Origin of the sequence: Bacillus sp. FSL W7-1346 (assembly GCF_038593335.1) — a bacterium.
GTDB lineage: Bacteria > Bacillota > Bacilli > Bacillales > Bacillaceae > Bacillus > Bacillus altitudinis.
In genome coordinates this window covers 3,507,303-3,533,180 of the sequence record NZ_CP151988.1, presented here as the reverse complement: position 1 = coordinate 3,533,180, position 25,878 = coordinate 3,507,303, and the positions used below count along the sequence as shown (strand labels likewise).

27 protein-coding genes are annotated in these 25,878 nt (G+C 43.0%); 22 read left to right on the top strand and 5 right to left on the bottom strand.

Translation table 11 applies throughout. From position 1 onward, the window contains the following. The first annotated feature begins 25 nt into the window (after positions 1-25). From nhaC to NST09_RS18215, 4 genes are all read left to right on the top strand, one after another. Positions 26-1,432, top strand: a complete 1,407-nt coding sequence (gene nhaC, locus NST09_RS18230) for a Na+/H+ antiporter NhaC (RefSeq protein ID WP_017358666.1) — start codon at positions 26-28, stop codon at positions 1,430-1,432. A gap of 295 nt (positions 1,433-1,727) precedes the next feature. After that, complete coding sequence (locus NST09_RS18225) at positions 1,728-2,153, top strand: DUF5082 family protein (protein WP_017358667.1); 426 nt, start codon at positions 1,728-1,730, stop codon at positions 2,151-2,153. A gap of 37 nt (positions 2,154-2,190) precedes the next feature. Next, positions 2,191-2,457, top strand: a complete 267-nt coding sequence (locus NST09_RS18220; RefSeq protein ID WP_008345634.1) for a YwqI/YxiC family protein — start codon at positions 2,191-2,193, stop codon at positions 2,455-2,457. Positions 2,458-2,741: 284 nt separating this feature from the next. Beyond that, positions 2,742-3,167, top strand: a complete 426-nt coding sequence (locus NST09_RS18215) for a DUF5082 family protein (RefSeq protein WP_007497950.1) — start codon at positions 2,742-2,744, stop codon at positions 3,165-3,167. 47 nt (positions 3,168-3,214) lie between these two features. Here the strand turns inward: NST09_RS18215 and NST09_RS18210 are convergent, their stop codons facing one another. Beyond that, the gene (locus NST09_RS18210; RefSeq protein WP_265154561.1) at positions 3,215-3,412 is read right to left on the bottom strand and encodes a hypothetical protein; all 198 of its coding nucleotides are present in this window, start codon (positions 3,410-3,412) and stop codon (positions 3,215-3,217) included. Between the two features lie 137 nt (positions 3,413-3,549). Between NST09_RS18210 and NST09_RS18205 the strand changes: the two genes are divergently transcribed. From NST09_RS18205 to NST09_RS18175, 7 genes are all read left to right on the top strand, one after another. Further along, positions 3,550-5,508, top strand: a complete 1,959-nt coding sequence (locus NST09_RS18205; RefSeq protein WP_342493187.1) for a BglG family transcription antiterminator — start codon at positions 3,550-3,552, stop codon at positions 5,506-5,508. Positions 5,509-5,597: 89 nt separating this feature from the next. Further along, complete coding sequence (locus NST09_RS18200; RefSeq protein ID WP_024719533.1) at positions 5,598-6,908, top strand: PTS transporter subunit EIIC; 1,311 nt, start codon at positions 5,598-5,600, stop codon at positions 6,906-6,908. A gap of 15 nt (positions 6,909-6,923) precedes the next feature. Beyond that, positions 6,924-7,988 carry a mannonate dehydratase gene (gene uxuA, locus NST09_RS18195; RefSeq protein ID WP_041091556.1) on the top strand — a complete coding sequence of 355 codons (1,065 nt, stop codon included), beginning with the start codon at positions 6,924-6,926 and terminating at the stop codon, positions 7,986-7,988. Further along, a complete protein-coding gene (locus NST09_RS18190) occupies positions 7,985-9,418 on the top strand; it encodes a glycoside hydrolase family 1 protein (protein ID WP_342493186.1) in 1,434 nt (477 codons plus the stop codon). The genes uxuA and NST09_RS18190 overlap by 4 nt, the downstream gene beginning before the upstream one ends. A gap of 12 nt (positions 9,419-9,430) precedes the next feature. Further along, positions 9,431-9,754, top strand: coding sequence for a PTS sugar transporter subunit IIB (locus NST09_RS18185; protein ID WP_008345616.1), 324 nt, complete (start codon positions 9,431-9,433; stop codon positions 9,752-9,754). A 19-nt stretch (positions 9,755-9,773) separates the two neighbouring features. Next, positions 9,774-10,103, top strand: coding sequence for a PTS lactose/cellobiose transporter subunit IIA (locus NST09_RS18180; protein ID WP_081114261.1), 330 nt, complete (start codon positions 9,774-9,776; stop codon positions 10,101-10,103). Positions 10,104-10,167: 64 nt separating this feature from the next. Then, on the top strand, positions 10,168-11,022 hold the full coding sequence (locus NST09_RS18175; protein ID WP_342493185.1) for a polysaccharide deacetylase family protein: 855 nt from the start codon (positions 10,168-10,170) through the stop codon (positions 11,020-11,022). Positions 11,023-11,989: 967 nt separating this feature from the next. Here NST09_RS18175 and fosM read toward each other — a convergent pair. The 4 genes from fosM to NST09_RS18155 all read right to left on the bottom strand — a co-directional run bounded on the left by fosM (position 11,990) and on the right by NST09_RS18155 (position 15,187). Continuing rightward, entirely contained in the window at positions 11,990-12,412 is a 423-nt protein-coding gene (gene fosM, locus NST09_RS18170; RefSeq protein ID WP_342493184.1) for a FosM family fosfomycin resistance protein, read from the bottom strand. 64 nt (positions 12,413-12,476) lie between these two features. Further along, the gene (ribD, locus tag NST09_RS18165) at positions 12,477-13,568 is read right to left on the bottom strand and encodes a bifunctional diaminohydroxyphosphoribosylaminopyrimidine deaminase/5-amino-6-(5-phosphoribosylamino)uracil reductase RibD (protein ID WP_017358675.1); all 1,092 of its coding nucleotides are present in this window, start codon (positions 13,566-13,568) and stop codon (positions 12,477-12,479) included. Continuing rightward, positions 13,555-14,316: a GTP cyclohydrolase II gene (locus tag NST09_RS18160; RefSeq protein WP_008345606.1), complete on the bottom strand. Its 762-nt coding sequence runs from the start codon at positions 14,314-14,316 to the stop codon at positions 13,555-13,557. Before NST09_RS18160 ends, ribD begins: the two co-directional genes overlap by 14 nt. Next, a complete protein-coding gene (locus tag NST09_RS18155) occupies positions 14,294-15,187 on the bottom strand; it encodes a VOC family protein (RefSeq protein WP_342493183.1) in 894 nt (297 codons plus the stop codon). Before NST09_RS18155 ends, NST09_RS18160 begins: the two co-directional genes overlap by 23 nt. Positions 15,188-15,366: 179 nt before the next feature. Between NST09_RS18155 and NST09_RS18150 the strand changes: the two genes are divergently transcribed. The 11 genes from NST09_RS18150 (at position 15,367) to isdG (ending at position 25,641) form a co-directional block, all read left to right on the top strand. After that, entirely contained in the window at positions 15,367-15,699 is a 333-nt protein-coding gene (locus NST09_RS18150) for a helix-turn-helix domain-containing protein (protein ID WP_125589315.1), read from the top strand. Between the two features lie 371 nt (positions 15,700-16,070). Next, a complete protein-coding gene (locus tag NST09_RS18145) occupies positions 16,071-16,529 on the top strand; it encodes an NEAT domain-containing protein (protein WP_007497924.1) in 459 nt (152 codons plus the stop codon). 20 nt (positions 16,530-16,549) lie between these two features. Further along, complete coding sequence (isdC, locus tag NST09_RS18140; RefSeq protein ID WP_057078871.1) at positions 16,550-17,206, top strand: heme uptake protein IsdC; 657 nt, start codon at positions 16,550-16,552, stop codon at positions 17,204-17,206. A gap of 19 nt (positions 17,207-17,225) precedes the next feature. Then, complete coding sequence (locus tag NST09_RS18135) at positions 17,226-19,034, top strand: NEAT domain-containing protein (protein ID WP_342493182.1); 1,809 nt, start codon at positions 17,226-17,228, stop codon at positions 19,032-19,034. 76 nt (positions 19,035-19,110) lie between these two features. Next, a complete protein-coding gene (gene isdE / locus NST09_RS18130; protein ID WP_342493181.1) occupies positions 19,111-19,998 on the top strand; it encodes a heme ABC transporter substrate-binding protein IsdE in 888 nt (295 codons plus the stop codon). A gap of 33 nt (positions 19,999-20,031) precedes the next feature. Next, positions 20,032-21,018: an iron ABC transporter permease gene (locus NST09_RS18125; RefSeq protein WP_017368325.1), complete on the top strand. Its 987-nt coding sequence runs from the start codon at positions 20,032-20,034 to the stop codon at positions 21,016-21,018. After that, positions 21,005-21,775 (top strand): ABC transporter ATP-binding protein, encoded by a 771-nt coding sequence (locus NST09_RS18120; RefSeq protein ID WP_135226463.1) that lies wholly within the window; start codon positions 21,005-21,007, stop codon positions 21,773-21,775. The genes NST09_RS18125 and NST09_RS18120 overlap by 14 nt, the downstream gene beginning before the upstream one ends. 26 nt (positions 21,776-21,801) lie before the next feature. After that, a complete protein-coding gene (gene srtB / locus NST09_RS18115) occupies positions 21,802-22,551 on the top strand; it encodes a class B sortase (RefSeq protein WP_017358682.1) in 750 nt (249 codons plus the stop codon). A gap of 18 nt (positions 22,552-22,569) precedes the next feature. After that, positions 22,570-23,508, top strand: coding sequence for an ABC transporter substrate-binding protein (locus NST09_RS18110; RefSeq protein ID WP_017358683.1), 939 nt, complete (start codon positions 22,570-22,572; stop codon positions 23,506-23,508). Continuing rightward, complete coding sequence (locus NST09_RS18105; RefSeq protein WP_099496941.1) at positions 23,505-24,518, top strand: iron ABC transporter permease; 1,014 nt, start codon at positions 23,505-23,507, stop codon at positions 24,516-24,518. The genes NST09_RS18110 and NST09_RS18105 overlap by 4 nt, the downstream gene beginning before the upstream one ends. Before the next feature lies 1 nt (position 24,519). Beyond that, on the top strand, positions 24,520-25,641 hold the full coding sequence (gene isdG, locus NST09_RS18100; protein WP_079919928.1) for a heme oxygenase: 1,122 nt from the start codon (positions 24,520-24,522) through the stop codon (positions 25,639-25,641). Positions 25,642-25,878: the final 237 nt, after the last annotated feature.

The following is a 25,878-nucleotide window of genomic DNA, read 5'->3' as shown; positions in this document are numbered from 1 at the left end:
CGCACGCACAAAGGGAGGAAACAAAATGAAAACACCACGTCTACCGTCTATTTTAGAAGTCGTGTCTGTACTTGGCTTATTTTTAGCAATTGTTTTATCATTCACTCTTTACTTCAAACTAGATATTCAGCTAGCATTGTTCATCTCATGGTTTATGGTTATTGCTTTAGGTATTCGTTTAGGGCATTCGTACAAAGACCTTCAAAATGCGATCACAAAAGGGATATCAAATGGATTAGAGGCTGTTTTAATCTTAATTGCAGTAGGTGCACTTGTTGGTACATGGATTGCTGGCGGTGTTGTACCCACGTTAATTTATTACGGACTGGAATTTATTCATCCTAATATCTTCTTATTAGCTACACTGATTATCTGTTCTATTATGTCTGTTGCTACTGGTACGTCTTGGGGTACAGTTGGAACGGCAGGTATTGCGATGATTGCGATTGGTGAAGGATTGGGTATCCCATTACCGATCGTAGCTGGGGCTGTTTTATCTGGCGCTTATTTTGGTGATAAATTATCTCCTCTATCTGATAGTACTGTGCTCGCTTCCTCTCTTTCAAAAGTGGACGTGCTGGCGCATGTAAGAGCCATGATGGTTTTATCCATACCGGCCTTTGTTATTACGGCTATTATGTTTACAATTACTGGATTTATGTATGGTGGAAGAAATATTGATCAAGATAAAGTAGAGTTTTTGAAACAAGCATTGCAGGATACATTCACGATTAATATTTGGATGATCATTCCGGCAGTCATTGTTGTCCTATTACTTGTATTGAAAAAACCGTCAATGCCTGTTATCGCAATTGGTGCACTGCTTGGGGCAGTCTGGGCGATGGCATTCCAAGGAATGAACCCAGCTGATGCGCTTGGTACAGCTTATAACGGCTTCTCTATTAATTCAGATGTAGATTTCTTAAATACACTGTTGAACCGTGGCGGTATTGTCAATATGTTAGGATCTCTAGTGGTCATTATTCTTGGACTTGGTTTTGGTGGAGTTCTTGAATACTTAGGCGTGTTAAAAGTGATCGTCGCAACATTCGAGAAAAAATTGCACAATGCAGGAAATGTGACACTGTCTACACTTGTAGTAGCATTCTTTGCGAATATCTTTGGTTGTGCAATGTATGTCTCATTAATTCTTACACCAAAAATCATGGAAAAAAGCTATGACAAATTAAAATTAGACAGACGTGTGTTATCTAGAAACTCTGAGGTTGGTGGAACACTTACGTCTGGTATGGTTCCATGGTCAGATAACGGAATTTACATGGCAGGGATTCTAGGCGTCTCGACATTCTCTTATTTACCATTTATGTGGCTGAGCTTTGTTGCCATTGGTCTTGCCATCATCTACGGATATACAGGGAAATTCATTTGGTACGTGAAAAATCAACAAGACTCAGAAGAATCGGCATCATAAGCCACTGCAAAAGCCGCCCCTCCCCCGGGCGGCTTTTGTTTGTCCTAGGACCGTAAGACTATGTATGTTTCCAGAAGGGTGGTTGTGTATTTTGACCCCCTATAAAAGAGGGCTTAAGGTGTGGTGTGAAGCAGATTGAAAGCATATTTATACCATAAAAAGGGCACAAATCCCTATTCAAACATGAGTCTTTGAACCTTATAATAACAATATTGGAAAAAGTGCGATTCACCATTACGCTCGTTTAGAGGGACTCTAAGCAGCGTTTTTATTTTTGACAGGAGGAGGAACCCATATGAGCTTATCGGATATGCTGTCTGCCCTTAACGGTGGCATTTCAAATAAAAAGGCAGAGATCGAAGAGAAAATTGCTCGACTCAAAAAGGCAAAAAGTAAGATTGAACGTGAACAAGATGCCGCAGAAACAGACCTAAAACAAATCAAGCAGCCAAAGCTTGGGGCCTCTTGGAAAGGTGAGCGGAGCCAAGATTTCAAATCAGAACGAAATGAAGCGCATGATGCGCTGCAAACGATCGTAAGCGATAAATATCCACGCTACGTGAGCCGAATCGAATTCAAAATCAGTACACTAGAAGCAGAGCAGGCTGCCTTATCCTTTGCCAGCTCTTTAGCTGGAGATGCCGCACGTTTGGCTGAAAAAGGAGAAGACGCAGTAGAAGACGCAAAACGCTTGATCTCAAAAGCATGGAGCAGCTTGTAAGCGAGCTTCATGCTGAACCAATCTGGAGGATATCATAATGGGACAAATTAAGTTAAACTACCAAACAGTGATGGATAAACTAGATGAAGTCTCCCAAGCAGTTGAAGCTTTAACAATGAAAAAAGCAGCAGATAAAGCTGGTGAAAACAGCCTTGAATTTGTAACCAAATGGACGGCACGTGAAGCAGAGGTGGGCGAAATGGTCTCAAGCTTTAAAGAAGCCTTAATCAAAAACGTTCAGGATACACGCTCAAATGTGAAGACGCTAAAAGAACAGGATGAAGCGATTGCGGCAAAATCATAAGCCCCAATCGTTTTATTGATAGCTTAACTGAGTACGATGTAAAATATAGTCGTAAAGACTCATATATAATTCGGGATTTATGACCTTAGATTATTCCGTTTTTCTTCCAAACACCATGTTAAAAGGACACCTTTTCCCTATTTAAGCCTAAGGCTTTTCACCTTATACTATACTTAATGAAAGCGAACGATAGAAATGTCAGGACTGGAAAAAGCAGATGATCTGCTCGGTTTCAAAAACGCTGACGCCGTGCTTTCTTATGAGGTCTAATAGAGGTGGATGACATGAGTTTATCCGAGATGCTGCACCATCTGCATATGGGGATTGAAAACAAACGTGCAGAATTTGACGAAATGATCTCTCGGTTAAAGACAGCCAAAAGTAATATTCGAACAGAACAAGATCTTGCGCAGTCTGACATAAAGGAAATCAAGAAGCCTGCTCTAGATTCGTCATGGAAAGGTGAGAGAGGAACGGACTTTCACCGTCATCGGAAAGAAGCCTATCACGTGCTGCACGACATTGTGAACAATGAGTATGAAACCTATATTACGGAGATAGACCAAAAAATTATGCACTTTGAGTTAAAAAAAATGGAACTCGCTGTCGCTAGTAATTTTGCAGGAAGAGCCCAAGATGTGATGGAAAAAGGCGAGGATTTTGCAAAGGATGTCAAACATTTAATTGAACGGGGCTGGAAAGCTCTTTAATAAAATAAACGAAACAGCCGGCTGAACAAGCGGCTGTTTTTTTTGGTTTAGTCACATCCGCCGCTACCACCTGAATCACCACCGCAGGAGGCATCAGAAGCGTGATGTGTATACGAATCAGTATAGTTACTGGTTGTTGAACTGTGATGTGCAGAATGCCTAGAAGATGAACGCTTATCTTTTGGTGTAAACATGTGGGCGGCAATGGCGCCTAAAGTAGCTAGTATGATGATGATAACAAACATGATGTATCCCTCCTCTTGTTTCATATTCATACGTTTGAGCCATAACAAAGTTCCCGGTCAGAAAGAAAAACTGGGCAAAGAGTTCTATTTTCGTTTATGATGATAGGCAAAAGTAATTGACCAAGGGAGGGGAGTCTATGTTATCTCTACGTCAGGAGGAGCTGTTGAGGCGGTTAATGCAGGCAGAGCAGGAGCTGACAGGTGAAGAAATTGCACGCCTGATAGGCGTCACATCACGAACAGTTCGAACAGATATGAAAGCGCTTAAATCAATATTAGAAGTACATGGGGCAACACTTCATATGAAACGTGGAGCAGGGTATACATTGACTGTCGAAGATTATGGAGCATTTCGTACTTTTTTGAAAAACTCAATGAGAGAAAGAAATGAAAAAAAGAATCAAGTTATTCCAAATCAGCCGGAGGATCGTATCTCTTATTTATTGAGAAGGCTTTTATTGTCCGAAGACTATATGAAATTAGATGAATTGGCCGAGGAATTATTTGTGAGTGAATCTACTGTGAAAAATGACCTGAAAGCAGTCAAGCATCTATTTTCTTTACATGGACTTTCTGTTGCACACCGTCCTAAATATGGACTGAGGCTGACTGGAGATGAAATGAAATTAAGGTATTGTCTAGCTGAGCATGTGTTTCAGCAGGAGCATCCGAATCCTGCCCTTTTACCTGAAGAAACGTATCAATTGATTCAAGATATGGTGCGTTCACGTACAAAGGCAAGCGGCCTTCATGTGTCAGAGATCGGTTTAAGCAACTTAGTGACACATATCGCCATTGCGTGCAAACGAATTGAAGAGAAAAAATTGGTCATGATGCCGGAAGGAGAACTCAAAGACATTCAAACACAGCCCGCTTTTCAAGTGGCGAGGCAAATGGCAGAAGATATGCGTCACGTACTCGGTATAGATTTTCCATTATCTGAAATGGCCTATATTGCGATTCATTTAATGGGGGCAAAAATGATGGCGTATGGAGAAACGGGCCACACGCTATTTCACATGCTTGATGAAGAGCATTTCCGTTTAACTCACCAATTACTTGGTTATGTCGAAGAGCACATGTCACTTGATATTCAGACAGACAAGGAATTGATTGTGGGACTAAGTCTTCACCTGAGATCAGCGATTCATCGGTTCCGATATGATATGAACATCCGTAACCCCTATTTATCAGACATAAAAAGGCATTATCCGATTGCTTTTGAAGCAGGTGTCTATATGGGAAGATGGTTGAAGGAAAATGAGAATGTAGAGATTCATGAAGATGAAATCGGATATTTGGCGCTGCATATTGGTGCTGCCATAGAGCGGACAAAAACTCAGACTGTGAGAAAAAAATGCTTGATTGTGTGCGCAACGGGTGTCGCGAGCAGTCAGCTTCTTCTCCATAAGCTGAAGGCCGCCTTTAGCGAAAGGCTAGAGATTGCTGGTACTGCAAGTGTCAGTGACCTTTTGTCGTATGACTTGAGAAGTATCGATTTGATCATTAGTACCATCCCGCTTCAGAACACACTACCTGTGCCAGTGATTGATGTACATACGATCCTCAGTGAAGACGATATGTTGAGGCTGAAACAATTTGTACAGGGGTCACAAGAAATGGGGGTCTTGCGATATATCAGTCCGAAGATGACTTTTTTTCAGCAAGATCTACAAACAAGGGAAGAGGTTCTTCAATTTTTCGTGAATGTATTGCAGGAACAAAACCGAATCCCCGATGATTTTGAACAGCTATTGCTGGAAAGAGAGGAAGTGTCACCTACGTCGTTCGGTCATTTGGTCGCAATTCCTCACCCAATCAAACCGGCAACAGATGATACGTTTTGTGCGATCTGTACGTTGAGAAAACCAGTGCTGTGGGGCGAAGAGCGGGTACAGGTCGTCTGTTTGTTAAGTATACAGAAGACGTATCAGAAAGAATTGCAGTCACTTTATCAATTTCTTGTGCGTTTGACAGAGCAGAAGGAAGTGGTGGAGCAAATCATCAAAGCTGCTTCATTTGAAGAACTGACGGCGGCGCTGCACGTGTTGGAACAGCCAGATGAAAAAAAAGGATACCCATTTCCGCATCTGTGAGGAAAAAGATTGGATGTTAATGAAAGCGCTTTTAAAATAACATCAAAAAGGAGGATGATCACGAGTTTTTGTAAAGGGGGAGACGGATCATGAGCTTTAAAGAGAGAGCGGCCGACGTCATGGGACATGTCGCTTATCGTATTACAAATCAGAAATATATTATGGCGATTAAGCAAGCATTTGTCACATTAATGCCAATTATCATTACGGGGGCATTTGCTGTACTGGTCGCAAATATGATCATGAGCCCGGAAACGGGGCTTGCCCATTTTGAGATATTCAGGTTTTTAGCAGAGCTTCAGCCAATTATGAAGGCAATCAATTATGCCACGCTGAACTTTTTAACGATCGGGGCTGTGTTCCTTATCGGGATTGAGCTCGGGAAAATCAATGGACACAAATCATTGTTCCCAGGATTAATGGCATTGATTTCATTTATATCCGTTATTCCGACGACACTTCTTCTTGAAGTCGATGGATCAATGCGTGAGGTTGTCGATGTGCTGGCGAGGCAATTCTCCGATCCAAAAAGCTTATTTTTGGGTATGATCATTGCCATCGTCTCTGTAGAGATCTTTTGTAAGCTTACCGAGGTGAAGTGGCTGCAAATTAAGATGCCAGATTCTGTTCCATCAAATGTGGCGACGTCTTTTTCTTCACTTTTCCCATCAATTATTACGATTACAATCATTAGTTCATTCGGGTTTGCGTTTCATCGTGTGACAGGCATTTATTTGCATGAAGCGGTGTATAACGTCGTGCAGCGTCCGCTTGAAAGTGTTGTGCAGGGACTGCCTGGTATTTTAACGTTAATGTTTGTGGCTCAATTTTTCTGGGTGATCGGTATTCATGGCAACCAAATGATTAAACCGATTCGCGAGCCGCTGTTATTAGGATCAATTGCAGTGAATATGACAGCATTTCAAGAGGGCAAAGAGATTCCAAATATTATCACGATGCCATTTTGGGATGTGTATATGAGCATTGGTGGTTCGGGTGTGACGATTGGTCTGTTGATCGCAATTTTTATAGCAGGAAGAAGAGAAGAGATGCGGAGCATTGCCAAGCTTTCATCAGGACCTGGACTGTTTAACATCAATGAACCAGTTATTTTCGGATTACCTGTCATGTTGAACCCTGTGATGGCAATTCCGTTTATCGTTACACCACTCGTGACAGGTACGATTGGTTATATCGCAACCGCTACAGGTTTTGCGGGGAAAGCGGTGGTGATGGTGCCGTGGACGACACCTCCGATTGTGAATGCTTGGCTGTCTACCGCTGGCAGTATGGGGGCTGTCATCACACAGCTTATCTGTATTGTTGTCGCTGTTTTCATCTATTTACCTTTTGTCCTCTTATCCAACCGGAAGCCAGAAGCAGCACCTGATTCAGAATAGAAGGAGGGCTCATGAATGAACATGCAATTTAGATGGTATGGCAAAGAAGATCCTGTCTCCCTTTCATATATTCGGCAAATTCCAGGCATGAAAGGGATTGTCAGTGCAGTCTATGATGTGCCGGCTGGTGATCTGTGGCCGGAGGAAAGTATTGCTCATTTAAAAGCGGAAATTGAACGTCACGATCTTGCTTTTGAGGTCGTAGAAAGTCTCCCGGTTCATGAAGATATTAAGCTGGGAAAGCCTAGCCGGGATGTTTATATCGAGCATTATCAAGAAAATATTCGGAGATTAGCAAGGCATGGTGTGAAGGTCATTTGTTATAACTTCATGCCAGTCCTTGATTGGACACGAACAGAGCTTGATTTCCCACTAGCCGATCAATCGACGACCCTTGTTTATTTTCAGCATCAGCTTGAACAGATGGATATAGAAAAAGATCGACTTTCCTTACCAGGGTGGGATACGTCTTATACGCAGGAAGAAATGAGAAAGTTGATGGCTGCATACAGGGCATTGGGGGAGGAAGGGTTGTTTGAGAACCTAGACTATTTCTTGGGAAATATCCTTCCAGTTGCAGCGGAAGAGAACATGAACATGGCACTGCATCCAGATGACCCTCCTTGGAACATATTTGGTCTGCCCCGCATTGTCAGCTGTGAAGAACAAATAGATCGTATCCTTCAGCTCGATGAACGCTCACAGCATGGACTGACCTTTTGTTCCGGTTCCCTAGGCTGTAATGCGAAAAATGATGTTCCTTCACTTGCGAGAAAGTATGCTAAAAAAGGGCGTATACACTTTGCTCATTTACGCAATGTCAATTTGTATGAAAACGGTGATTTTGAAGAGTCGGCACACCTGTCGTCAGCAGGTAGCCTCGATATGGGAGCGATTGTGAACGCATTGTTTAAGGAAGGATTTGCTGGATATGTTCGGCCAGATCATGGACGAATGATCTTTGGTGAGACGGGCAGACCTGGCTATGGATTATACGACCGAGCACTTGGAGCTATGTATTTACAAGGGATGTGGGAAGGACTTCAAATTCACACGAAGAAAGGTCAGGTGGCAACATGAACAAAATCGACATACCCAATGACTTTATTCTAGGTGCTGCGGCTTCTGCTTGGCAGACGGAGGGTTGGAAAGGGAAGAAACCGCATCAGGATTCGTATATAGACCTTTGGTATAAGGAGGGGTATCACGTATGGCACGAAGGATACGGACCAGCAGGAGCAACGAATTTTTACGAGCGCTATCCTGAAGATGTAGCCCTTATGAAGGAAATTGGGTTATCTCATTACCGGACATCGATCAATTGGTCGAGGTTTCTCATCGATTACGAGAATGGAATTGTAGATGAGACCTATGCTCGTTATATTGATGATTTCATCAATGAATTACTTGAAGCAGGTGTAGAGCCAATGTTTTGCTTAGAGCATTATGAGCTTCCTGCCGTTTTGCTTGAAAAGTACGGCGGCTGGTCATCTAAACATGTTGTCGAGCTGTTTGTTCTCTATGCAGAAAAGGTGTTTGAACGCTATGGAGACCGGGTCAAACATTGGTTTACCTTTAATGAACCAATTGTTGTTCAGACTCGTGTGTATCTAGATGCTATTCGTTATCCTTTCGAGCAAAATACGAAGAAATGGATGCAGTGGAACTATCATAAAGCCTTGGCGACATCAAAAGTGGTGAAGCTTTTTCAGGAAATGGGCTTGAAGGAATCAGCCGGTGCAAAAATCGGGGTCATTCTCAATCCAGAAGTGACGTATGCGAGATCGACTGCCTCGCATGATCAAGAAGCTGCCCGCATGTATGACTTGTTTTTTAATCGCGTGTTCTTAGATCCCTCCATTAAAGGCGAGTATCCAGAAGAACTGCTTGATGTATTGAAAAAGCATGACATTCTTTTCGATGCAACGGAAGAAGAGCTTCAGATCATTAAAGATCATACAGTCGATGTGGTCGGTCTTAATTTATACTATCCGCATCGCGTTAAGGCACCTAGCAAGGCTTGGAACGAAAACACACCGTTTCATCCATCTTATTATTACGATCTATTTGAGCTCCCAGGGAGAAAAATGAATCCATTCAGAGGCTGGGAAATCTATCCGAATATCGTCTATGATATGGGCATGAGAATAAAAGAAGAATACGGCAATATCGAGTGGTTTGTGGCTGAAAACGGTATGGGGGTCGAGCAGGAAGAGCGGTTTAAAAACGAAGACGGCGTCATTGATGATCAGTACCGAATTTCATTTATCAGCCAGCATTTGAAAAAAGCCCTCCAAGCGAAAAAAGAAGGTTCAAACTGCAAAGGATATATGCTGTGGGCTTTTACGGATAATGTCTCACCGATGAATGCATTCAAGAATCGCTACGGATTAGTAGAGATCCAGCTGGATAATGAACGGAATCGTCAGATGAAAGCGTCAGGGTACTGGTACAAGACATTAATCCAAACGAGGAAATTAAGGGATGAACCAGATGTCATTTATCAATAGGAGTGATGGGATATGAAGCGAATCATTCTCGCTTGTGCAGCAGGAATGTCGACGTCGATTGTGGTATCTAAAATGAAGGCAGCCGCAGAAGGAAAAGGGCTGGATTATGAAATTTATGCGATACCTGAAGGGGCCATTGCGGATGAATTAGAAGAGCATGGGGACGATGTAAAGGTCATTTTGCTAGGACCGCAAGTTAGCTTTATGAGAAAGGCAGCAGAAAAAACAGCGGCACCTTATCATATACCTGTCGATGTGGTAAATGTAAGATTATATGGAACAGCGAATGGAGAAAAAATACTAGAACATGCACTGAAACTAGCAAATGAATCTTGAGCAATCGGAGGAGAAGCAGATGACGGTATTAGAGGAAATGCAGGGAGCAGCCTTTCAAATCATTGCCCATGCAGGTGAAGCACGAAGCCATTATGTAGAAGCCATTCGTCTAGCAAGAGCGGATGACTTTGAAGCAGCGCAGCAGTTGATTGAAAAAGGGGAGGAAGCGTTTCGAAGCATCCATGACCTGCACTTGTCACTGATACAAAAAGAGGCGTCAGGGGAACAGCTTCCCTTTTCTTTACTGCTCATACATGCAGAAGACCAAATGCTCACAACAGAGACCATCCATCTGCTTGCCATTGAAATGATCGAAATGTGTAAAAAAATGAATACCCTGTCAAAATAGATATAGTTATTAACCAATTTCTGTTATAATCATTCGATAGATAAAGAGAAAGCAGGATTGGTGAATGAAAAAAACATGTATGTGGCTTGCAGTTGGTCTAGTCATGCTGCTCATTTCGGGCTGTATGGGTACGAAACAGCAAACAGAAGGAAACCAGCAAGCCATCAAAAAGGTAAAGGGTCAAGTACAAACGAAAGAAACAACAGAAACGCACCAAATTGAAGCGGCAGAGATAGACAAACAAAACTGGATTCAGCAAAAGGAACCCGTTGCGCTTCCAATCTTGATGTATCACAGTATTTCCAGCGGTAATTCGTTACGTGTGCCAAAAAGCGAATTTGCGGCTCATATGAAGTGGCTGAAAGACAACGGCTATGTCACGCTGTCGCCGAAAGAGGCATATCAAGTTCTCGCGACCAATTCGACACCAAGTGAAAAGTATGTTCTTATCACATTTGACGATGGATATACGGATAACTACACAAAGGCATTTCCGATTTTAAAGGAATATGGAATGAAAGCCACGATTTTTATGATCGAGCAGTCCATTGGCCGCCCGCATCATTTAACCGATGCCCAAATGGATGATATGGTGGCGCATGGTATTTCAATAGAGAGTCACACCATTCATCATTTAGAGCTCAATCGTTTATCACAGAAGCAGCAGGAAGAAGAATTAAAAGGATCGAAGGTATTCTTTGACCAGCGGTTTTCTCAACAAACGGTCATGGTCAGCTATCCGGTCGGTCGCTATAACGAAGACACACTGAAGCTGACGAAGGAAGCAGGATATGAAATGGCTGTGACCACTGAACCAGGACATGCGAAAAAGGAACAAGGCATGATGTCCTTACACCGCCTGCGCATTTCACCGGGACTTTCACCCGAAAGCTTTGGCAGGCTGATAGAGGGAAATTGATCAATATTAGATCACAGATGTTTCACATGAAACATTTTACGACACGTTTCGTGGATTAAATACGATTTGTTTGAGATAAATGTATGCAGAAAGAATCAGTTTTTTATATACTGATTCTTTTTTATTTAACTTAATAAGGTCTTACAATTGCCAATAGAAAGTAGGAGGGCTTAGAAGAAAAGTACAGGTTATTATACTTGAAAGTTATTTTGAGTGTTGTTCAGTATATTTGATTCATTGCATAACAAAAAGCTGTATAATTTATTTGAAATAATGAAAATTCTGCATTTGAAATGAATAAGTAAGATTAAAAAATAAGCTTAACTATGGTAACAAATTGTTACTTATGGTAACATATTGTTGCACAAGTTTTTTGTTCAACTCGGACTAAGTTGAACTAGTTTTCAAACTGAAGCACGAGAGCTTCAAGGTGAATTTCTTGAACGTTCACCATACAACTGAAAAGAAATTTAATTTGGGCACTCGGCTGACTACCGTGTGCTTTTTCTATGTATAAATTTAAAATGTGAGGAATAAACTGAAATAATATGAAAAAATAAAGCAGCCCTCCAAAAAACAGAAACGAGATAGAACCAGCATTACCTTGACTAGGGGTAATGAAGGTGCCGCTTTATTTTTCATTATCATCTTAAGGGTTCATTCAGAACGTTCTCTTATCTAAAATCCATATGATGAACTGGACTAGAGTTCGGATTGAATTTAAGATAAGGAACCAAAGCTTGTACTTACAGGTACAAGCTTTTTTCTTTTTGTTTTTGCGTCTCTCAACGCGTGAACGCACAAGTTTTGTTCTCAAACTGACCCCTCCTTTCTAGGCATAAAAACACCTTTAGTATGGAAGGGGGGAGGACTATCGTTTGCAACACGTTTCTATGTATATTTTACCATCTTTCCTATTTAATGACGAATAGCACCTTGTTGTTTCCTCTCTGTTTTTCTTTGCGTTTCATTCATAAAACTCCATATGTGTTTTCTCTAGTTTGTAATAATCCAATCGATCTTTCAAGGTTCCTGTATGAAATTCAAATTTATGTCCATCAGGGTCTGTGAAATAAATCGACTTCTGATCTCTTTCGTCTCTTGGCCGGCTTGGTAAGATGTTGACGTTCAAATCTTTTAGTTTGTTATACATTGGATCTACATCCTCCTCATCAATAGAAAAAGCGATGTGTGTGTAAGAGTGATGGATGTCTTGACGAGGAATGTCTTTTTCTACATTGAGGGCAAGCCACAGGCCGTTCAAATCAAAGTAAGCTGTCGTTCTGCCCGTTGTTAACAATTTGGCATTAAAGACCTTTGTGTAAAAATCAATAGATGTCTCTAAATCAGAAACAGAAAATAATAAATGGTTTATTCCTTTGATGTTCAATTTAATCACCTCAAATTCAATGATGAGAAAAAAGCTTGCAGACTCAATCTACAAGCTTTGTTGTTTATTGATAAACAGGATAACCCGTTATCTTTATATCTTTTCCGAGTGGTTCAAGAGTGAGTTGATCGAGTTCAATTGCATCACTCATGAGGCGTATGCCTTCGCCTCCGAAAAAAGAAGGAGAGAGTCGTCCGCCAATGAGCTTGGGCGCCATGTAGATGACGAGTTTATCGACCAGCTGCTGCTCTAAAAATGAGGCATTGATTTGTCCGCCGCCTTCAATCATCAGGGAGGAGATATTTCTTTCTCCGAGCACTTGAAGTACTTCTTGTAAGGGCACCCGGATATCGCTATCCGTCATGATGACGCTGACGCCAGCTGCTTCTAAAGCGGCTCGTTTTTCTTCATCGGCTTGTTTTGTTGTAAAGATCCATGTTGGCGCCATTTGATCCGTGACCACCTTTGCTGTCAGCGGGATAGACAGTTTAGAGTCTAAGACAATTCGAATCGGATGATGACCGTTTGGAATGCGTGCTGTTAATGAAGGATCGTCGTGAATGACAGTTTGCGCACCGACCAAGATGGCATCGTTGATACTGCGAATGTGATGTGCATCATAACGGGACGTCTCTGATGTAATCCACTTGCTGTCAGACGTAGCAGATGCAATTTTTCCGTCTAACGTAATGCCTGCTTTGAGTGTCACGAAAGGCGTTTTTTTCGTAATAAAGTGGTTGAACACTTCATTCATGAGAATGGATTCTTGCTCCATGACGCCTGTGATGACTTGAATGCCTGCATCTTGTAAAATGGCAATCCCACGCCCGGCAACAAGCGGGTTCGGATCCAGTGCAGCAACGACGACTTTTTCTACGCCGGCTTTCACAAGTGCTTCAGCGCATGGGCCTGTGCGGCCATGGTGGGAACAAGGCTCTAGTGTCACATAGATCGTGGCACCTTTTGCCTTGTCTCCAGCCATTTTAAGTGCATGAATTTCTGCATGTGGTTCGCCGGCCTTCATATGCGCCCCGACCCCAACAATTTCATTTTCTCGCACAATCACAGCCCCGACAAGCGGATTGGGAGATGTCTGACCTTTCATTGCTTCAGCATTTTCAAGGGCTAGTTTCATATATCGCTCATGATGTGGCAATCGTACGCACCTCTTGATCCGCCTTCATATGACCTGAGCGGTTAATTTTTGTCTGCAAGTATTTTTCATTGAACTCAGAGACATCACCCCAAAGTGGAATACGTCCAGAAAGAGAAAGGCCTGCATGGCTGATAGCATCGGTCTTTTTCGGATTATTGGTGATAAGTCTGACTGGCTTTGTACGCAATGTTTGAAGAACAGCAATCGCTTCTTCATATTGACGTGTATCATCTTCAAAGCCCAGTGCTTCGTTTGCTTCTACAGTATCGTAGCCGTTTTCTTGCAAGATGTAGGCCATGGCTTTACTGAAAAGACCGATCCCGCGTCCTTCATGGTTGGCTAAATAAAACAGTGCGCCTGCTCCATTGTCCTCAATCATCCGCATAGACTGTTTCAATTGGAACCCGCAATCGCAGCGTTTGCTTCCGAAAATATCGCCGGTGTGGCAGATGGAATGCATGCGGATCAACGCTTCATCAGCATGCTCGAAATCTCCGTAAACAAGGACGCTTGATTGCTGGTGATCTGCAAGCTCACGGGAGGAAAGGCTTTCGATTAAAGCTTCATCTGATAATGGTTCTTTCCCGTCATCTTTTAACCATGAATACCAGTTAAACATGACCGTTCTACCGTCTAAATTCACTGGCAGTTTAATAGGTCCAGTGATATATATAAATCCGTCTTCTTGCTGTACTCGTTTGATTTTATCTTTTAAAATGGCTGTTTTAACCTCTGTGTGTTTGTCCATATTCTGCACCTTCTTTTTTGTCTGTTTCTTCAATCTGTAAACGAACGAGAACGCCAAATGGATCAATAAATTCGTTACTTTTTCCTGTCGTGTTCATGTGAACACCTGCTTTTGTCAGACGTTCGACGACGGATGTTCTATCGTCTTCTTTTGGGAAAACCAGTGTATAGCTTCTAATTCCTGAAAAACGTGGATCAATGGCTCCTTTTCTCCCGCGTCCCCATGCATTAAAGGCAAGGTGGTGATGATAGACGCCACCAGCAACGAATAAGCTGGCTGGGGGAGCCATTCGGATATGAAAACCGAGCGTGTTCACATAAAAGGAATCGGCTTCTTCTGGGTTGAGATGGAAATGCAAGTGTCCCATGACTGTACCAGCCGGGAGTCCTTCCCAGGTGGAATCAGCGGCTTCTTGCAGGAGACCATCTCCATCAAGCGGAGCATTTCCGCCACCTTTCAGCTCTCCATGCTCACCTACCCATATGTCCTGAGGACGATCAGCATAAATCTCAACGCCGATGCCATCTGGATCACTTAAATAAATGGCTTCACTGAAAAAGTGATCGCTTGCTCCAATTAAAGGATAGCCTTTTTTGGTCACATGCGCCAGCCATGTGCCCAGGTTTTTTCTGGTAGGTAATAAAACCGCAAAATGATAAAGTCCTGGCTCATGATCCGGCTTCTCTTTCAGCTGCACATCTTCTTTCAGCACAAGGATTGGTTCCTTTGAGTTGCTGCCAAGCGTGACAGTAGAATCCGTCTGTTCTAATAAAGTAAAACCTAAAATGTCTGTATAAAAAGGCAAAGAACGCTCAAAGCTGGACACATGTAATTCTGTTACACCTAATCTTACCTGCTCTATTGTATTCAAAGCTCGGTCATCTCCTTCATGTTATATGCATCTGTATGTTCAATGGTTTATTGAAAATTGATAAAAATGATTACCTTGTTACTTTTAGTAACTAAACTATATAATAGTTAGTGACTTATTTCAAGTAATTAATTATGTTATAATGAAAAAAAGTAGAGAAAAGCAGGAGGGAGTAAAGTATGGCTCAAGTAGATGGCTGCCCAATTACAGATGCCATGGAGATTTTAGGGAAGAAGTGGGTGATTCTCATCATCAATCAGCTTTTGACAGGGCCAAAACGTTTTTGTCAGCTTGAAAATGAAATGAACATCAGCGGACGGTTATTATCAGAAAGGCTGAAAGATCTAGAAGCTGAAGGCCTTGTTGAGAAAAAAGTATATCCCGACATTCCCGTGCGGATTGAATATGAACTAACAGAACAAGGAAAGAAAATTGAACCAGTCATACGGGAAATGTATGCTTGGTCTTTAGAGCGTAAAAATAGTGAAAAGGGTGAACATATCCCTTCTTAATCGATCTCGATCAGTGTACCTGATCGAGATTTTTTTGTGATTTTCCAGAAATCTAAGTCAATAGTATGAAAAATGATGTTGACAATAAATTCATTCATCATATAATATCAAGGAGAAGAGGGTTCTTTTCCCTGTAATGGAATGGGGAGGTTATGCCATGGTATCATGAATGGGACAGATTACCTAAATCGTGTATCACTACATCATGTAGCAGCAGACATCTTTGACTTGTCGAAAGCAAAGATTTATTTTTTAAACTCAATTGATAATGATTATCATAATCATTTATGAGTGTGATTCATACGCTGATAAAGGTTATTTTTTTTATTATCTATTGAGAATAATTATCAATATCAATTAGGAGGATATATATGAAATCACTTCGTTCAGCATCACACGTCTTATTATTCTTTAGCTTTGTTCTATTGTTTGCTCTAGCCCCGGTTAGCTCTGCCTCAGCAGCAGGCTTAGCAGATGGTCAATATTCAGCACAATATGTGGTATGGAAAGCAGACAGTGATTCAACGTCAACAGCAAATACGTATTTTGAAAAACCAGCTAAGCTTGTTGTGAAGGATGGAAAAATCAAAGCGCAAGTCACGTTAACGAACAGCTCTTGGATTACAAGCTTTAAAACATTGGATCAAGGTGTCTACAAAGATGCAAAGGTGATCAGTACAAACACAGCTGCTAATAAGAGAACGGTAGAGTTCAATGTCAACAGCCTGACAGATGTTGTACCAGCTAAAGTGAGTGTGACTGTACCGGTCATTGGATATACAGGCAATTACGATATTCGCGTCAAGTTTGATGCAGCAACTGTTCAATAAAAAGGGAGGAAATTCATCTGATGAAAAAATGGATCAGGATGCCAGCCTTTGTGGCTGCATTGTTGCTGGCACTTATACTGCCTTTTTCAAATGCACAGGCTGCCTCATTAAATGATGGTACATACTCCGTCAATTACACTGTGATGAAGGCCGAAGGAACTGCCGTTTCGATGGCAAATGATTACTGGCTGAAGCCGGCAAAAGTGATCGTGAAAAATGGCAAGCTGACTGTGCAAATGACCATTAAAAACAGCAGCTGGGTAACGGAATTTAAAGTGCCGGGAAATGGCGGCTATGTCGATACGACGGTTCTATCAACGAATAAGAAAGCCAATACAAGGCTTGTCCAATTCCAAGCACAGAGTTTGTCTAAACCAATCAAGTCAAAAATCCATGTCACAGTCAAATCCGCTGATTATGATCACGACTATACCATCCAGCTGAAATTCGATGAAAGCAGCATCAAGTCACTTTCTTCTGACAGTTCAAAAGAAACAGCAGGTGCAGCAAAACATCAAGAAACATCAAAAGAAACAACCAAAACAACTGATTCATCCACCAAAACAAAACAAGAAGAAAATCCTCAAACTGGTGATACAAGCCAGATGGGATGGCTCCTTGTGCTTGTCTTATGTTCAGGCGGGTTTTTAGCGAGAAAGTGGATCATCAAGCATTAACGGAAGGAAGTGTCATCTTTTGAAACGTCTTTTTCATCTACAGACAGCTATTCTGCTCGTTTTATTCAGTTTGTTGACTGCGTTTCAGCTGCCTCAAGGAACGGCTCAGGCGGCATCATTGGCTGATGGTGAATATACAGCAGGATTCACCATTTTAAAAAATGGTAGCACTGAAGCATCCATGATGGATACGTATACAGAAAAGCCAGCTAAGCTCGTCATCGAAAATGGCAAGACGACTGCCTATTTGACGCTGAAGCAAAGCAAAGAAATCACAGATTTCAAGGTCGAACAAAATGGCTCTCTCGTCACCACTGAAACGGTCAGTGAAGATGAGACAGCGAATACGCGTGTGATCAGATTTGATGTAGCCGATGTATCAGCCAAATTAAATGGCTGGGTCAAAATTTACTGGGACTTAGGCGGCTTTATTTATGATGAGGCGTATGACGTACAGATCGCTTTCGATCAGAGCAGTCTCACACTTGTCACGCCTGCGAAGCCAGACGATAGTGAAACAACACCTGATGATCAAAACGGTACGACGCCAGGCGACAGCGAAACAACACCAGATGATCAAAATGGTACGACGCCAGGCGACAGCGAAACAAAGCCGGATGATCAAAATGGTACGACGCCAGGCGACAGCGAAACAAAGCCAGATGATCAAAACGGCACAACACCAGTTGATTCGACGCAGAATCAATTAAAAGATGGTGTGTATCGTATCAACTACAGTGTGCTGAAGGGCGATCAGGATGAGGCATCTCGGATGAGCCAATACTTCTCACATCCAGCATCGTTAACTGTTAAAAATGGAACGCAAACCGTTTCCTTTACGGTGAAGGATCATACGTCAGTTGATTCTTTGAAAATAGAGAAAAACGGTTCTTATCAAGAAGTGAAAAACGTGAGCACAGATCAAGCAAAGAACACAAGAGTGGTTTCATTTGAAGTGTCTGATCTGAAAAAAGCAGTTAACGGAAAAGTACACATTGTAGTAGCAGCCGCTCACTATGATCAAACGTACGATATTCGTTTTCAATTTGATTCAAAAAGTATCGTTCCACTGAAGGACGGTCAAATAGAGGAAGAAACACCGGCTACACCAGAAACACCAAAACCAAATAAACCAGCACCAGACACAACGAACGGCGGAACGAATCAAGAGACAGTTCAGCTAAAAGACGGGGTGTACAAGCTTCCTTTTTCAATGAAGAAAGCAGACAAAGATGAGCTTTCTCGCATGAACGATTACGTCGTGAGCCCTGCGACATTGGTGGTGAAAAATGGCCGCCATTTCGTTTCATACACTGTCAAGAACAGCTCAGCCATCACGTCGTTCCAAGTAGGAACCGGCGGTAAATTTGAAGAGACGCTAGTTGCAAAGGCTGATCAAAAAGCAGATACACGAGTGATTCAATATGAAGCAAAAAGTTTGAGTAGTGATCAGGCAGCACGCGTGAAAATTGACATTCCAGCTGCAAATTATCATGAGCAGTACGATGTCAAACTTGTCTATGATACGAAAGGCATCGCAAGTGGTGAAGGAAGCGGAATTGCGACGGTGATCGGAGACGATGAGAGCATCGGCTTTGTGAAAAATCCGAATGATCACGATTCTCAACCAAACCAGCTTGCGAATCTAGCCCCTGAGGAAACGGGTGCAGAGCAGATGACCTTTACGCCATCAGATGACCAAACCAAGTCTGAGACAGGTCAGCTGAACCCGAAAACAGGAGATACTTCACTTCTTTGGGTGTACATTCTTTTATTCGGCGGGTCACTATTCGTGCTCGTCAGAAAGTATCAAACTCGTACAAGATAAAGAATCTATGTTAAGTGAGGTGCGCCATTCATCTCGGCGCATCCACTTCCTTTTTTCGAAAGGAGGCTTCTGTTTTTTGAAGCATCGAATGTTATGTACCCTGATCACGGCTCTATGTGTGTGCGTCTTCTTAGCAGGCTGCTCACAATCAGCTGAAAGCTCAGCGAAAGGCAAAAAAAGCGCAGCATCAAGTGCCCGCATTGTGGCAACGACTGTAGCTGCTGCTGAGATCATGGATGCGCTAGAGGTGGATCTTGTCGGGGTGCCAACAAGTCAAAAATCCTTGCCGGCTCGATACAAAGGACTCCCAGCAGTCGGTAACCCAATGAGCCCGGACATGGAAATCATCCAATCACTTCAACCGACAGATGTCCTGTCTGTCACGACCCTTCAATATGATTTAGAAACGCCTTTTCAACAAGCTTCTGTCCCTGCGACATACCTCAACCTTGAGAGCCTGGACAAGATGGAGAACGCCATCACAAAGCTTGGAGAAAAATATGATAGAAAGACACAAGCGAAACGCATTGTGGATGATTTTGAACAAAAAAAGAAAGACATACAAGAGAGAACGAAGGGAAAAGCGAAGCCATCCGTTCTCATTTTGCTTGGTGTACCAGGCAGTTATTTAGTGGCAACAGAGAATTCGTATATCGGTGATCTTGTGCGTATTGCAGGAGGAAAGAACATCGTAAAAGGTGAGAAAATGGAGTATTTGGCATCCAATACGGAGTATTTACAAAAAGCCAATCCAGATATCATTCTCCGAGCTGCACATGGGATGCCGGATGAAGTCGTCAACATGTTTGATCAAGAATTTAAAACAAATGATATTTGGAAACATTTTAATGCGGTCAAACAAGACCGAGTGTACGACCTCGAAGAAAGCTTATTCGGGACAACAGGCAACTTAAAGGCAGCAGAGGCATTAGATGAATTGACTCGTATGTTGTACCCGTCATAAGCGGCGAATCTTAATGATAAAAGGACGTTCAAGATGAAAAAAACAGGGATTTTATTTCTGATAGTCAGTCTCTTACTAGCCGGCGTATTTATTTATTCCGCCATTACGGGGAGCATTCATGTTACACCGATTGAATTATTGGAAGGGCTTATGACCGGTCAACATGCACAGGTAGAAATCATTAAAGATTTAAGAATCCCCCGCATGCTCATTGCGATGTTTACAGGGGCGGCTTTATCTGTCTCCGGTGTCCTCTTGCAGTCTGTGATGAGGAATCCATTAGCAGATGCCGGTGTTATTGGTATTTCATCGGGAGCTAGCTTCTTTTCTTTAATGGCAATTACAGCGCTTCCTCAATTTTATTTCTACTCTCCTTTATTTTCAGTTTTAGGCGGGGCAATTGCCTGCTTCCTCGTATACGTGTTGTCTTGGAAAGGCGGCTTAAGCCCGATTCGAATGATTTTGGTGGGGATCGCCATTAATGCCATGTTTACAGGGATGGCAGAAGCGTTTGTGACCATTTGCAGCTATTTCAATATCACCATTAATCAGTCGGGGCAGTCGAATCTGACGATGAAAACGTGGGGAGATGTCCGTTTAATCGGTGTCTATGGCCTTATTGGGCTTGTGGTTGCGCTTTTCTTTAGCAGATGGTGTAACTTGCTTGCCCTTCAAGATAAGACGGCGAAAAACTTAGGATTGCGTGTGACCAGAATGCGCCTTTTGATTTCAATCACGGCGGTGTTATTAGCAGCGGTGACTGCTGCGGTAGCGGGCGTGATTGCCTTTGTCGGTTTGCTCATTCCCCATATCTCTAGAAGGCTCGTCGGCTCTGACCACCGGGTACTGATTCCATTTTCTGCGTTAAGCGGGGCCTTGCTCATTTTGACGGCTGATACGCTCGGCAGAACGCTTGTGGCACCAAATGAAATCCCTGCTTCTACAATCATGGCTGTCATTGGCGGACCGTTTCTGATCTTTTTATTAAGAAGGGGGGATCGTCTGCATGGACATTCGTGAGGTGTCGTTTTCCTATGATCGACAGAGGGACATTGTTCAATCGGTCACCACGAAGATCGAAAAAGGAAAAATCACGACCATTATCGGTCCAAATGGCTCGGGCAAATCCACGCTGCTTTCCTTGATGGCACATAACCATTGTCCACATAAAGGACAGATTCATTTAGATGGACAAGAGCTGAATGCGTTCAAGCCAAGGGAACTCGCGAGAAAGCTGGCAGTCGTACATCAGCAAAATGAAGCGCCGCTCGATTTAACGATCGAACGAGTCGTGGCATTTGGGAGAACGCCCTACCAAACGATGCGCGGCAGTGACAAGGAAGAAGATGAGAAAGCAATCGAGTGGGCGCTGTCCTGTACAAAGCTGACGGATAAGCGAAAGATGCCACTCGCCTCATTGTCAGGCGGAGAACGGCAGCGTGTATGGATTGCGATGGCTTTAGCGCAAAAAACACCGATCCTTTTCTTAGATGAACCGACGACTTATTTGGATATGTATTATCAATTTGACATTCTGGAGCTCATTCGAGAGCTCAATGTCGAGCATGGATTAACCATCGTGATGGTCCTGCACGATATGAATCAGGCGATTCGCTATAGTGATGTCATCATCGCCATGAAAGATGGACAAATTATCCGCGAAGGGCGGCCCAATGATGTGTTAACCGAAGAAATGGTGCGGCACATTTATCATGTGTCCGTCACAATTAAGCAGGATGCAGAAACAGGGATGTATATCGTGCCTGTAGGCATATAAGTTGTGCAAAAAGCAGGTGAGACAGTGTGAAACGAGGGAAAAGGATCGGGCAGCGAATGCTGACGATCGTCTGTTTAGGTGTTTTCCTATATAGCGGTACTGCCATTGGCTTGGAGCTCTTTGGCTATTATCAAAATCGTCAGGTGCTTGCAAAGGCTCAGACACTTTACACACACGAGGATGGAATGAAACAGCGAAAACCTGGAGAAATTCGTCAGTCATTTGATGATTTGCGAAAGGTGAATGAAGACATTGTCGGTTGGATTGATATGAAGGACACGATGATTCAGTATCCAATTGTTCAGTCAAACGATAATGCATTCTATTTAACTCGTAATTATGTAAAGGATGACACACGGGCAGGCAGTATCTTTATGGATTATCGTAATGACGTCTTGCATGAAAGTCCCAATACAGTGGTGTACGGTCATCGGATGAGGGATGGGTCTATGTTTGCTGGTCTCACAAACTATTTGAAAAAAGATTTCTTCCAAGATCATCGCACATTTCAGTACGATACGCTGTACCAAAGCTATGAAGCAGAGATTTTTGCTGTGTATGAGACGACAGTCGATTTCGATTATATTCAGACTGATTTTCAGGATCTTGGTGAATATGCGCACTACTTGCAAGCTGTGCGTAAGAAGTCCATCTATCAAACGAAAACAGACGTATCCACAGATGACTTGATTCTCACATTATCGACCTGTGATCACGTGCTGGCACCTAAAAACAAGCGTCTCGTGGTACAGGCGAAGCTAAAGAAAGTTTACTAGAAAAGGAGAGACAGACGGTTGAAATGTTTACATGTGATTTGGGCAGGACTCGTCGTCGTGCTTCTCCTCGGCGGATGCAGCCAGGCGGCGCCTGTCGAGAATGAGAGCAAGCAAGGTGCGCTCAACATTCAGGATTTTGCCGGCAGAACATTATCGTTTCATGAATCACCTGAACGGATCGTCTCGTTGTCAACTGGCGACATGAGCATCATTTATGCCTTAGGTGGCCAGGTTGTCGGCCGGCCAACTGCCGAATTGCCAGACAATCTACAAAAGGCAAAGTCCGTACAATCAATTGGCACAACCCATCAATTTGATGTCGAGTTGATCACGAGCTTAAAGCCCGATGTGGTGCTTGGGAATGAATCATTAAACAGCAAGGATATCTCTACTATAGAAGGGATTGGTTCACAGCTTCTTTTGACAAGTGCCAACTCAGTGAAGGACATCCAGCGTCAAGTTACTTTATTTGGTGATTTACTTGGAAAGCAGCAAAAGGCAAAAGCGCTCAATGCTCAAATCGATCAGCGGATTAAGCAAGTGAAGCAGCCTGAGAAAAAAGTAAAGACACTCGTTGTATATGGTGCGCCCGGCACATATATGGCGGCACTTCCACAATCTTTAAGTGGTGATCTGCTGCGGATCGCTGGTGGGGCGAATATTGCTGAAAACGAACCAGCACTCGAAAAGTTTCCGCAATATGCACAAATCAATGCAGAAAAGGTAATCGAGGCCGATCCAGATCTCATCTTGCTGATGACACACAGCAATCCTGAAGATGTCAAAGCAGGCTTTATGAGTGAAATGAAGCAAAATGCGGCGTGGCACGATGTATCAGCTGTCAAAAATGGACACGTTGAGATTCTACCAAGTGACCTATTTGGGACAAATCCAGGCGCAGAAGTCATCAGAGCGATCGATGAATTAGAGAAGAAATTGAAGCGATTGTCATCATGAAGATGAATGCAGAACTAGATTTTCAAAAAAGGCAGTCAAGACGAAAATGGCTGTTACCAGGATTGTTTCTCACTTTATGTGTGGGCGTCTGTCTAGGACTTGCGGTAGGTTCTGTCCAATTATCGCTGACGGATTTAATGGCTGTGTTCACGGGATCAGGTCTGCCTGTTCATGAAAAAATTGTCATGGATTTACGGCTGCCGCGTGTGCTCATTGGTTTTCTCGTTGGGGCCTGTCTCGCAGCATCAGGGGCGATTTTACAAGGAGTTGTCCGAAATCCACTGGCTGACCCTGGGATCATTGGTGTGACTGCGGGCGGCGGGTTAGCTGCTGTACTCAGCATGATTGTTCTTCCGCAATTCACGTATTTGCTTCCGGCAGCCGCTTTTCTGGGCGCCTTATTAGCAGCTCTTGTCGTGTATATGCTGTCATTTGATCAAGGGGTTTCACCGCTTAAATTGATCTTGGCAGGTGTTGCCGTCAATGCCCTGCTTGGTGCGGTGATGAATGGGTTTATGGTGCTTTACAGTGAGCGTGTGCAGGCTGTTTTGCCTTTTCTATCAGGGGGATTAAACGGACGAAGCTGGCATCATCTTAGCTTTGTGTCGCCATATGCGCTGGCTGGATTATGTCTTTGTTTTTTCGCCATTAAACCGTCCAATCTCCTTTTGCTTGGCGATGAATCGGCTCAGCTATTGGGCCTTCGAGTAGAGAGGACTCGATTTTTTCTCATTGCGCTGGCCGCTCTTTTAGCTGGAGCAGCTGTCAGTGTCAGCGGTTTAATCGGTTTTGTCGGGCTTGTTGTACCCCATTTTATCCGTCTTTTAATCGGAGATGATTACCGGTATTTGCTGCCGATTTCAATGCTTGGAGGGGGCGTGCTTGTGGTCTTTGCCGATACAGCAGCACGGGTCTGGTTTACACCGGTTGAATTGCCTGTAGGGATCTTGCTTGCCTGCATCGGTGCACCTTTCTTCCTCTATTTATTAAAAAAGAAAGGGAGGGGTTAAGATGGATGTCATTGCAATGGATGACGTGAGTCTCAGTCAAGGCGGCTTTCGGCTGTCTTCCATTTCAGCAGCTGTTCCTAAAGGGAGTGTGACCGGAATCATTGGCCCGAATGGGTCAGGTAAGTCGACTTTTATCAAAGCGGCCGCACGACTGACCTCAATCGAAAGCGGCATGATTTACATTCACGACATCCCGCAAAAAGAGATGACGGCACAGGAGATCGCCAAGGAGGTGGCAGTTCTCATGCAAACAAGAACCGCCATTCCATCGATGACAGTACGTGAGCTGGTCGCACTTGGACGCAGTCCGCATCGTTCCATCTGGAAAAAAAGCGGCACGTCAGATCATGAAGCGATTGAGTGGGCGCTTGAGGTGACGAATAGCCGCACCAATGAAAACAGAATGCTTCATACATTGTCAGGCGGAGAAAGACAAAAGGCATATATTGCAATGGCACTGGCTCAGAAGACAGAGACCATCATTCTCGATGAGCCAACCACTTATTTAGACATTGCGCATCAGCTTGAATTACTGGAGCTGCTCAAACAGCTGAATCAAACACATGGCATCACCATTTTAATGGTTCTCCATGACTTGCAGCAGGCCGCAAAATATTGTGACCGTCTCATTGCTATGAAGCGAGGTCAGGTGCATCAAATTGGCTCACCAAAAGAAGTGTTAACAGAAGACTTTTTCAAGGAGGTTTTTGGGATTCAGGCGGAGGTTCACTTAGACGGACCGCATCCGCTCATTATCCCCATTGCCTCCATTCAACAACAAAAGGGAGATGAACCAAACATGATTATTGTAAACAACCAAGTAAGAGTAGAAAAAGGCAGTGCAGACCACCTTGTTAAACGGTTTAACAAGCAGGGACAAGTAGAATTTATGGAAGGCTTTTTAGGAATGGAAGTATGGGTCACTCAGCAGACAACTGATTACGATGAAGTGACCATTCACACCCGCTGGAATCGAAAAGAAGACTTTGTGAATTGGACAAAATCTCAGGCATTTGGTGATGCGCACGCTCACGGAAAGGCGAAACCGGAAGGCCTGTTAAAAAACAAAATTACGTACTATGAAGTGCAAGTGACAAGACCCGCTTTACAGAAAAAAGCCTAAATATTCAAAAGCGCTGCAGCGAAGAAGCAGCGCTATTTTTTTGTGATTGTCTCTTTCCGTCACATATTTTTGACAAAGTATTCAAACAACTGACACAATCCCATCCAAATTTTAGGTAAAATTTACTTTATTTTTGAAGCGTATGGGTGTAAAGTACAGGTATAAATAACTAACCGAATGAAAATCAAGAGTAAAATTTCACCGAGTGAACTATATCAAATGGACTTTAACTTGTGA

Bases quoted from the DNA above. Each gene is read 5' to 3' on its own strand.
- nhaC (WP_017358666.1), top strand. From the start codon at position 26: ATGAAAACACCACGTCTACCGTCTATTTTAGAAGTCGTGTCTGTACTT.
- NST09_RS18225 (WP_017358667.1), top strand. From the start codon at position 1,728: ATGAGCTTATCGGATATGCTGTCTGCCCTTAACGGTGGCATTTCAAAT.
- NST09_RS18220 (WP_008345634.1), top strand. From the start codon at position 2,191: ATGGGACAAATTAAGTTAAACTACCAAACAGTGATGGATAAACTAGAT.
- NST09_RS18215 (WP_007497950.1), top strand. From the start codon at position 2,742: ATGAGTTTATCCGAGATGCTGCACCATCTGCATATGGGGATTGAAAAC.
- NST09_RS18210 (WP_265154561.1), bottom strand. From the start codon at position 3,412: ATGTTTGTTATCATCATCATACTAGCTACTTTAGGCGCCATTGCCGCC.
- NST09_RS18205 (WP_342493187.1), top strand. From the start codon at position 3,550: ATGTTATCTCTACGTCAGGAGGAGCTGTTGAGGCGGTTAATGCAGGCA.
- NST09_RS18200 (WP_024719533.1), top strand. From the start codon at position 5,598: ATGAGCTTTAAAGAGAGAGCGGCCGACGTCATGGGACATGTCGCTTAT.
- uxuA (WP_041091556.1), top strand. From the start codon at position 6,924: ATGAACATGCAATTTAGATGGTATGGCAAAGAAGATCCTGTCTCCCTT.
- NST09_RS18190 (WP_342493186.1), top strand. From the start codon at position 7,985: ATGAACAAAATCGACATACCCAATGACTTTATTCTAGGTGCTGCGGCT.
- NST09_RS18185 (WP_008345616.1), top strand. From the start codon at position 9,431: ATGAAGCGAATCATTCTCGCTTGTGCAGCAGGAATGTCGACGTCGATT.
- NST09_RS18180 (WP_081114261.1), top strand. From the start codon at position 9,774: ATGACGGTATTAGAGGAAATGCAGGGAGCAGCCTTTCAAATCATTGCC.
- NST09_RS18175 (WP_342493185.1), top strand. From the start codon at position 10,168: ATGAAAAAAACATGTATGTGGCTTGCAGTTGGTCTAGTCATGCTGCTC.
- NST09_RS18160 (WP_008345606.1), bottom strand. From the start codon at position 14,316: ATGGACAAACACACAGAGGTTAAAACAGCCATTTTAAAAGATAAAATC.
- NST09_RS18150 (WP_125589315.1), top strand. From the start codon at position 15,367: ATGGCTCAAGTAGATGGCTGCCCAATTACAGATGCCATGGAGATTTTA.
- NST09_RS18145 (WP_007497924.1), top strand. From the start codon at position 16,071: ATGAAATCACTTCGTTCAGCATCACACGTCTTATTATTCTTTAGCTTT.
- isdC (WP_057078871.1), top strand. From the start codon at position 16,550: ATGAAAAAATGGATCAGGATGCCAGCCTTTGTGGCTGCATTGTTGCTG.
- NST09_RS18125 (WP_017368325.1), top strand. From the start codon at position 20,032: ATGAAAAAAACAGGGATTTTATTTCTGATAGTCAGTCTCTTACTAGCC.
- NST09_RS18120 (WP_135226463.1), top strand. From the start codon at position 21,005: ATGGACATTCGTGAGGTGTCGTTTTCCTATGATCGACAGAGGGACATT.
- NST09_RS18105 (WP_099496941.1), top strand. From the start codon at position 23,505: ATGAAGATGAATGCAGAACTAGATTTTCAAAAAAGGCAGTCAAGACGA.
- isdG (WP_079919928.1), top strand. From the start codon at position 24,520: ATGGATGTCATTGCAATGGATGACGTGAGTCTCAGTCAAGGCGGCTTT.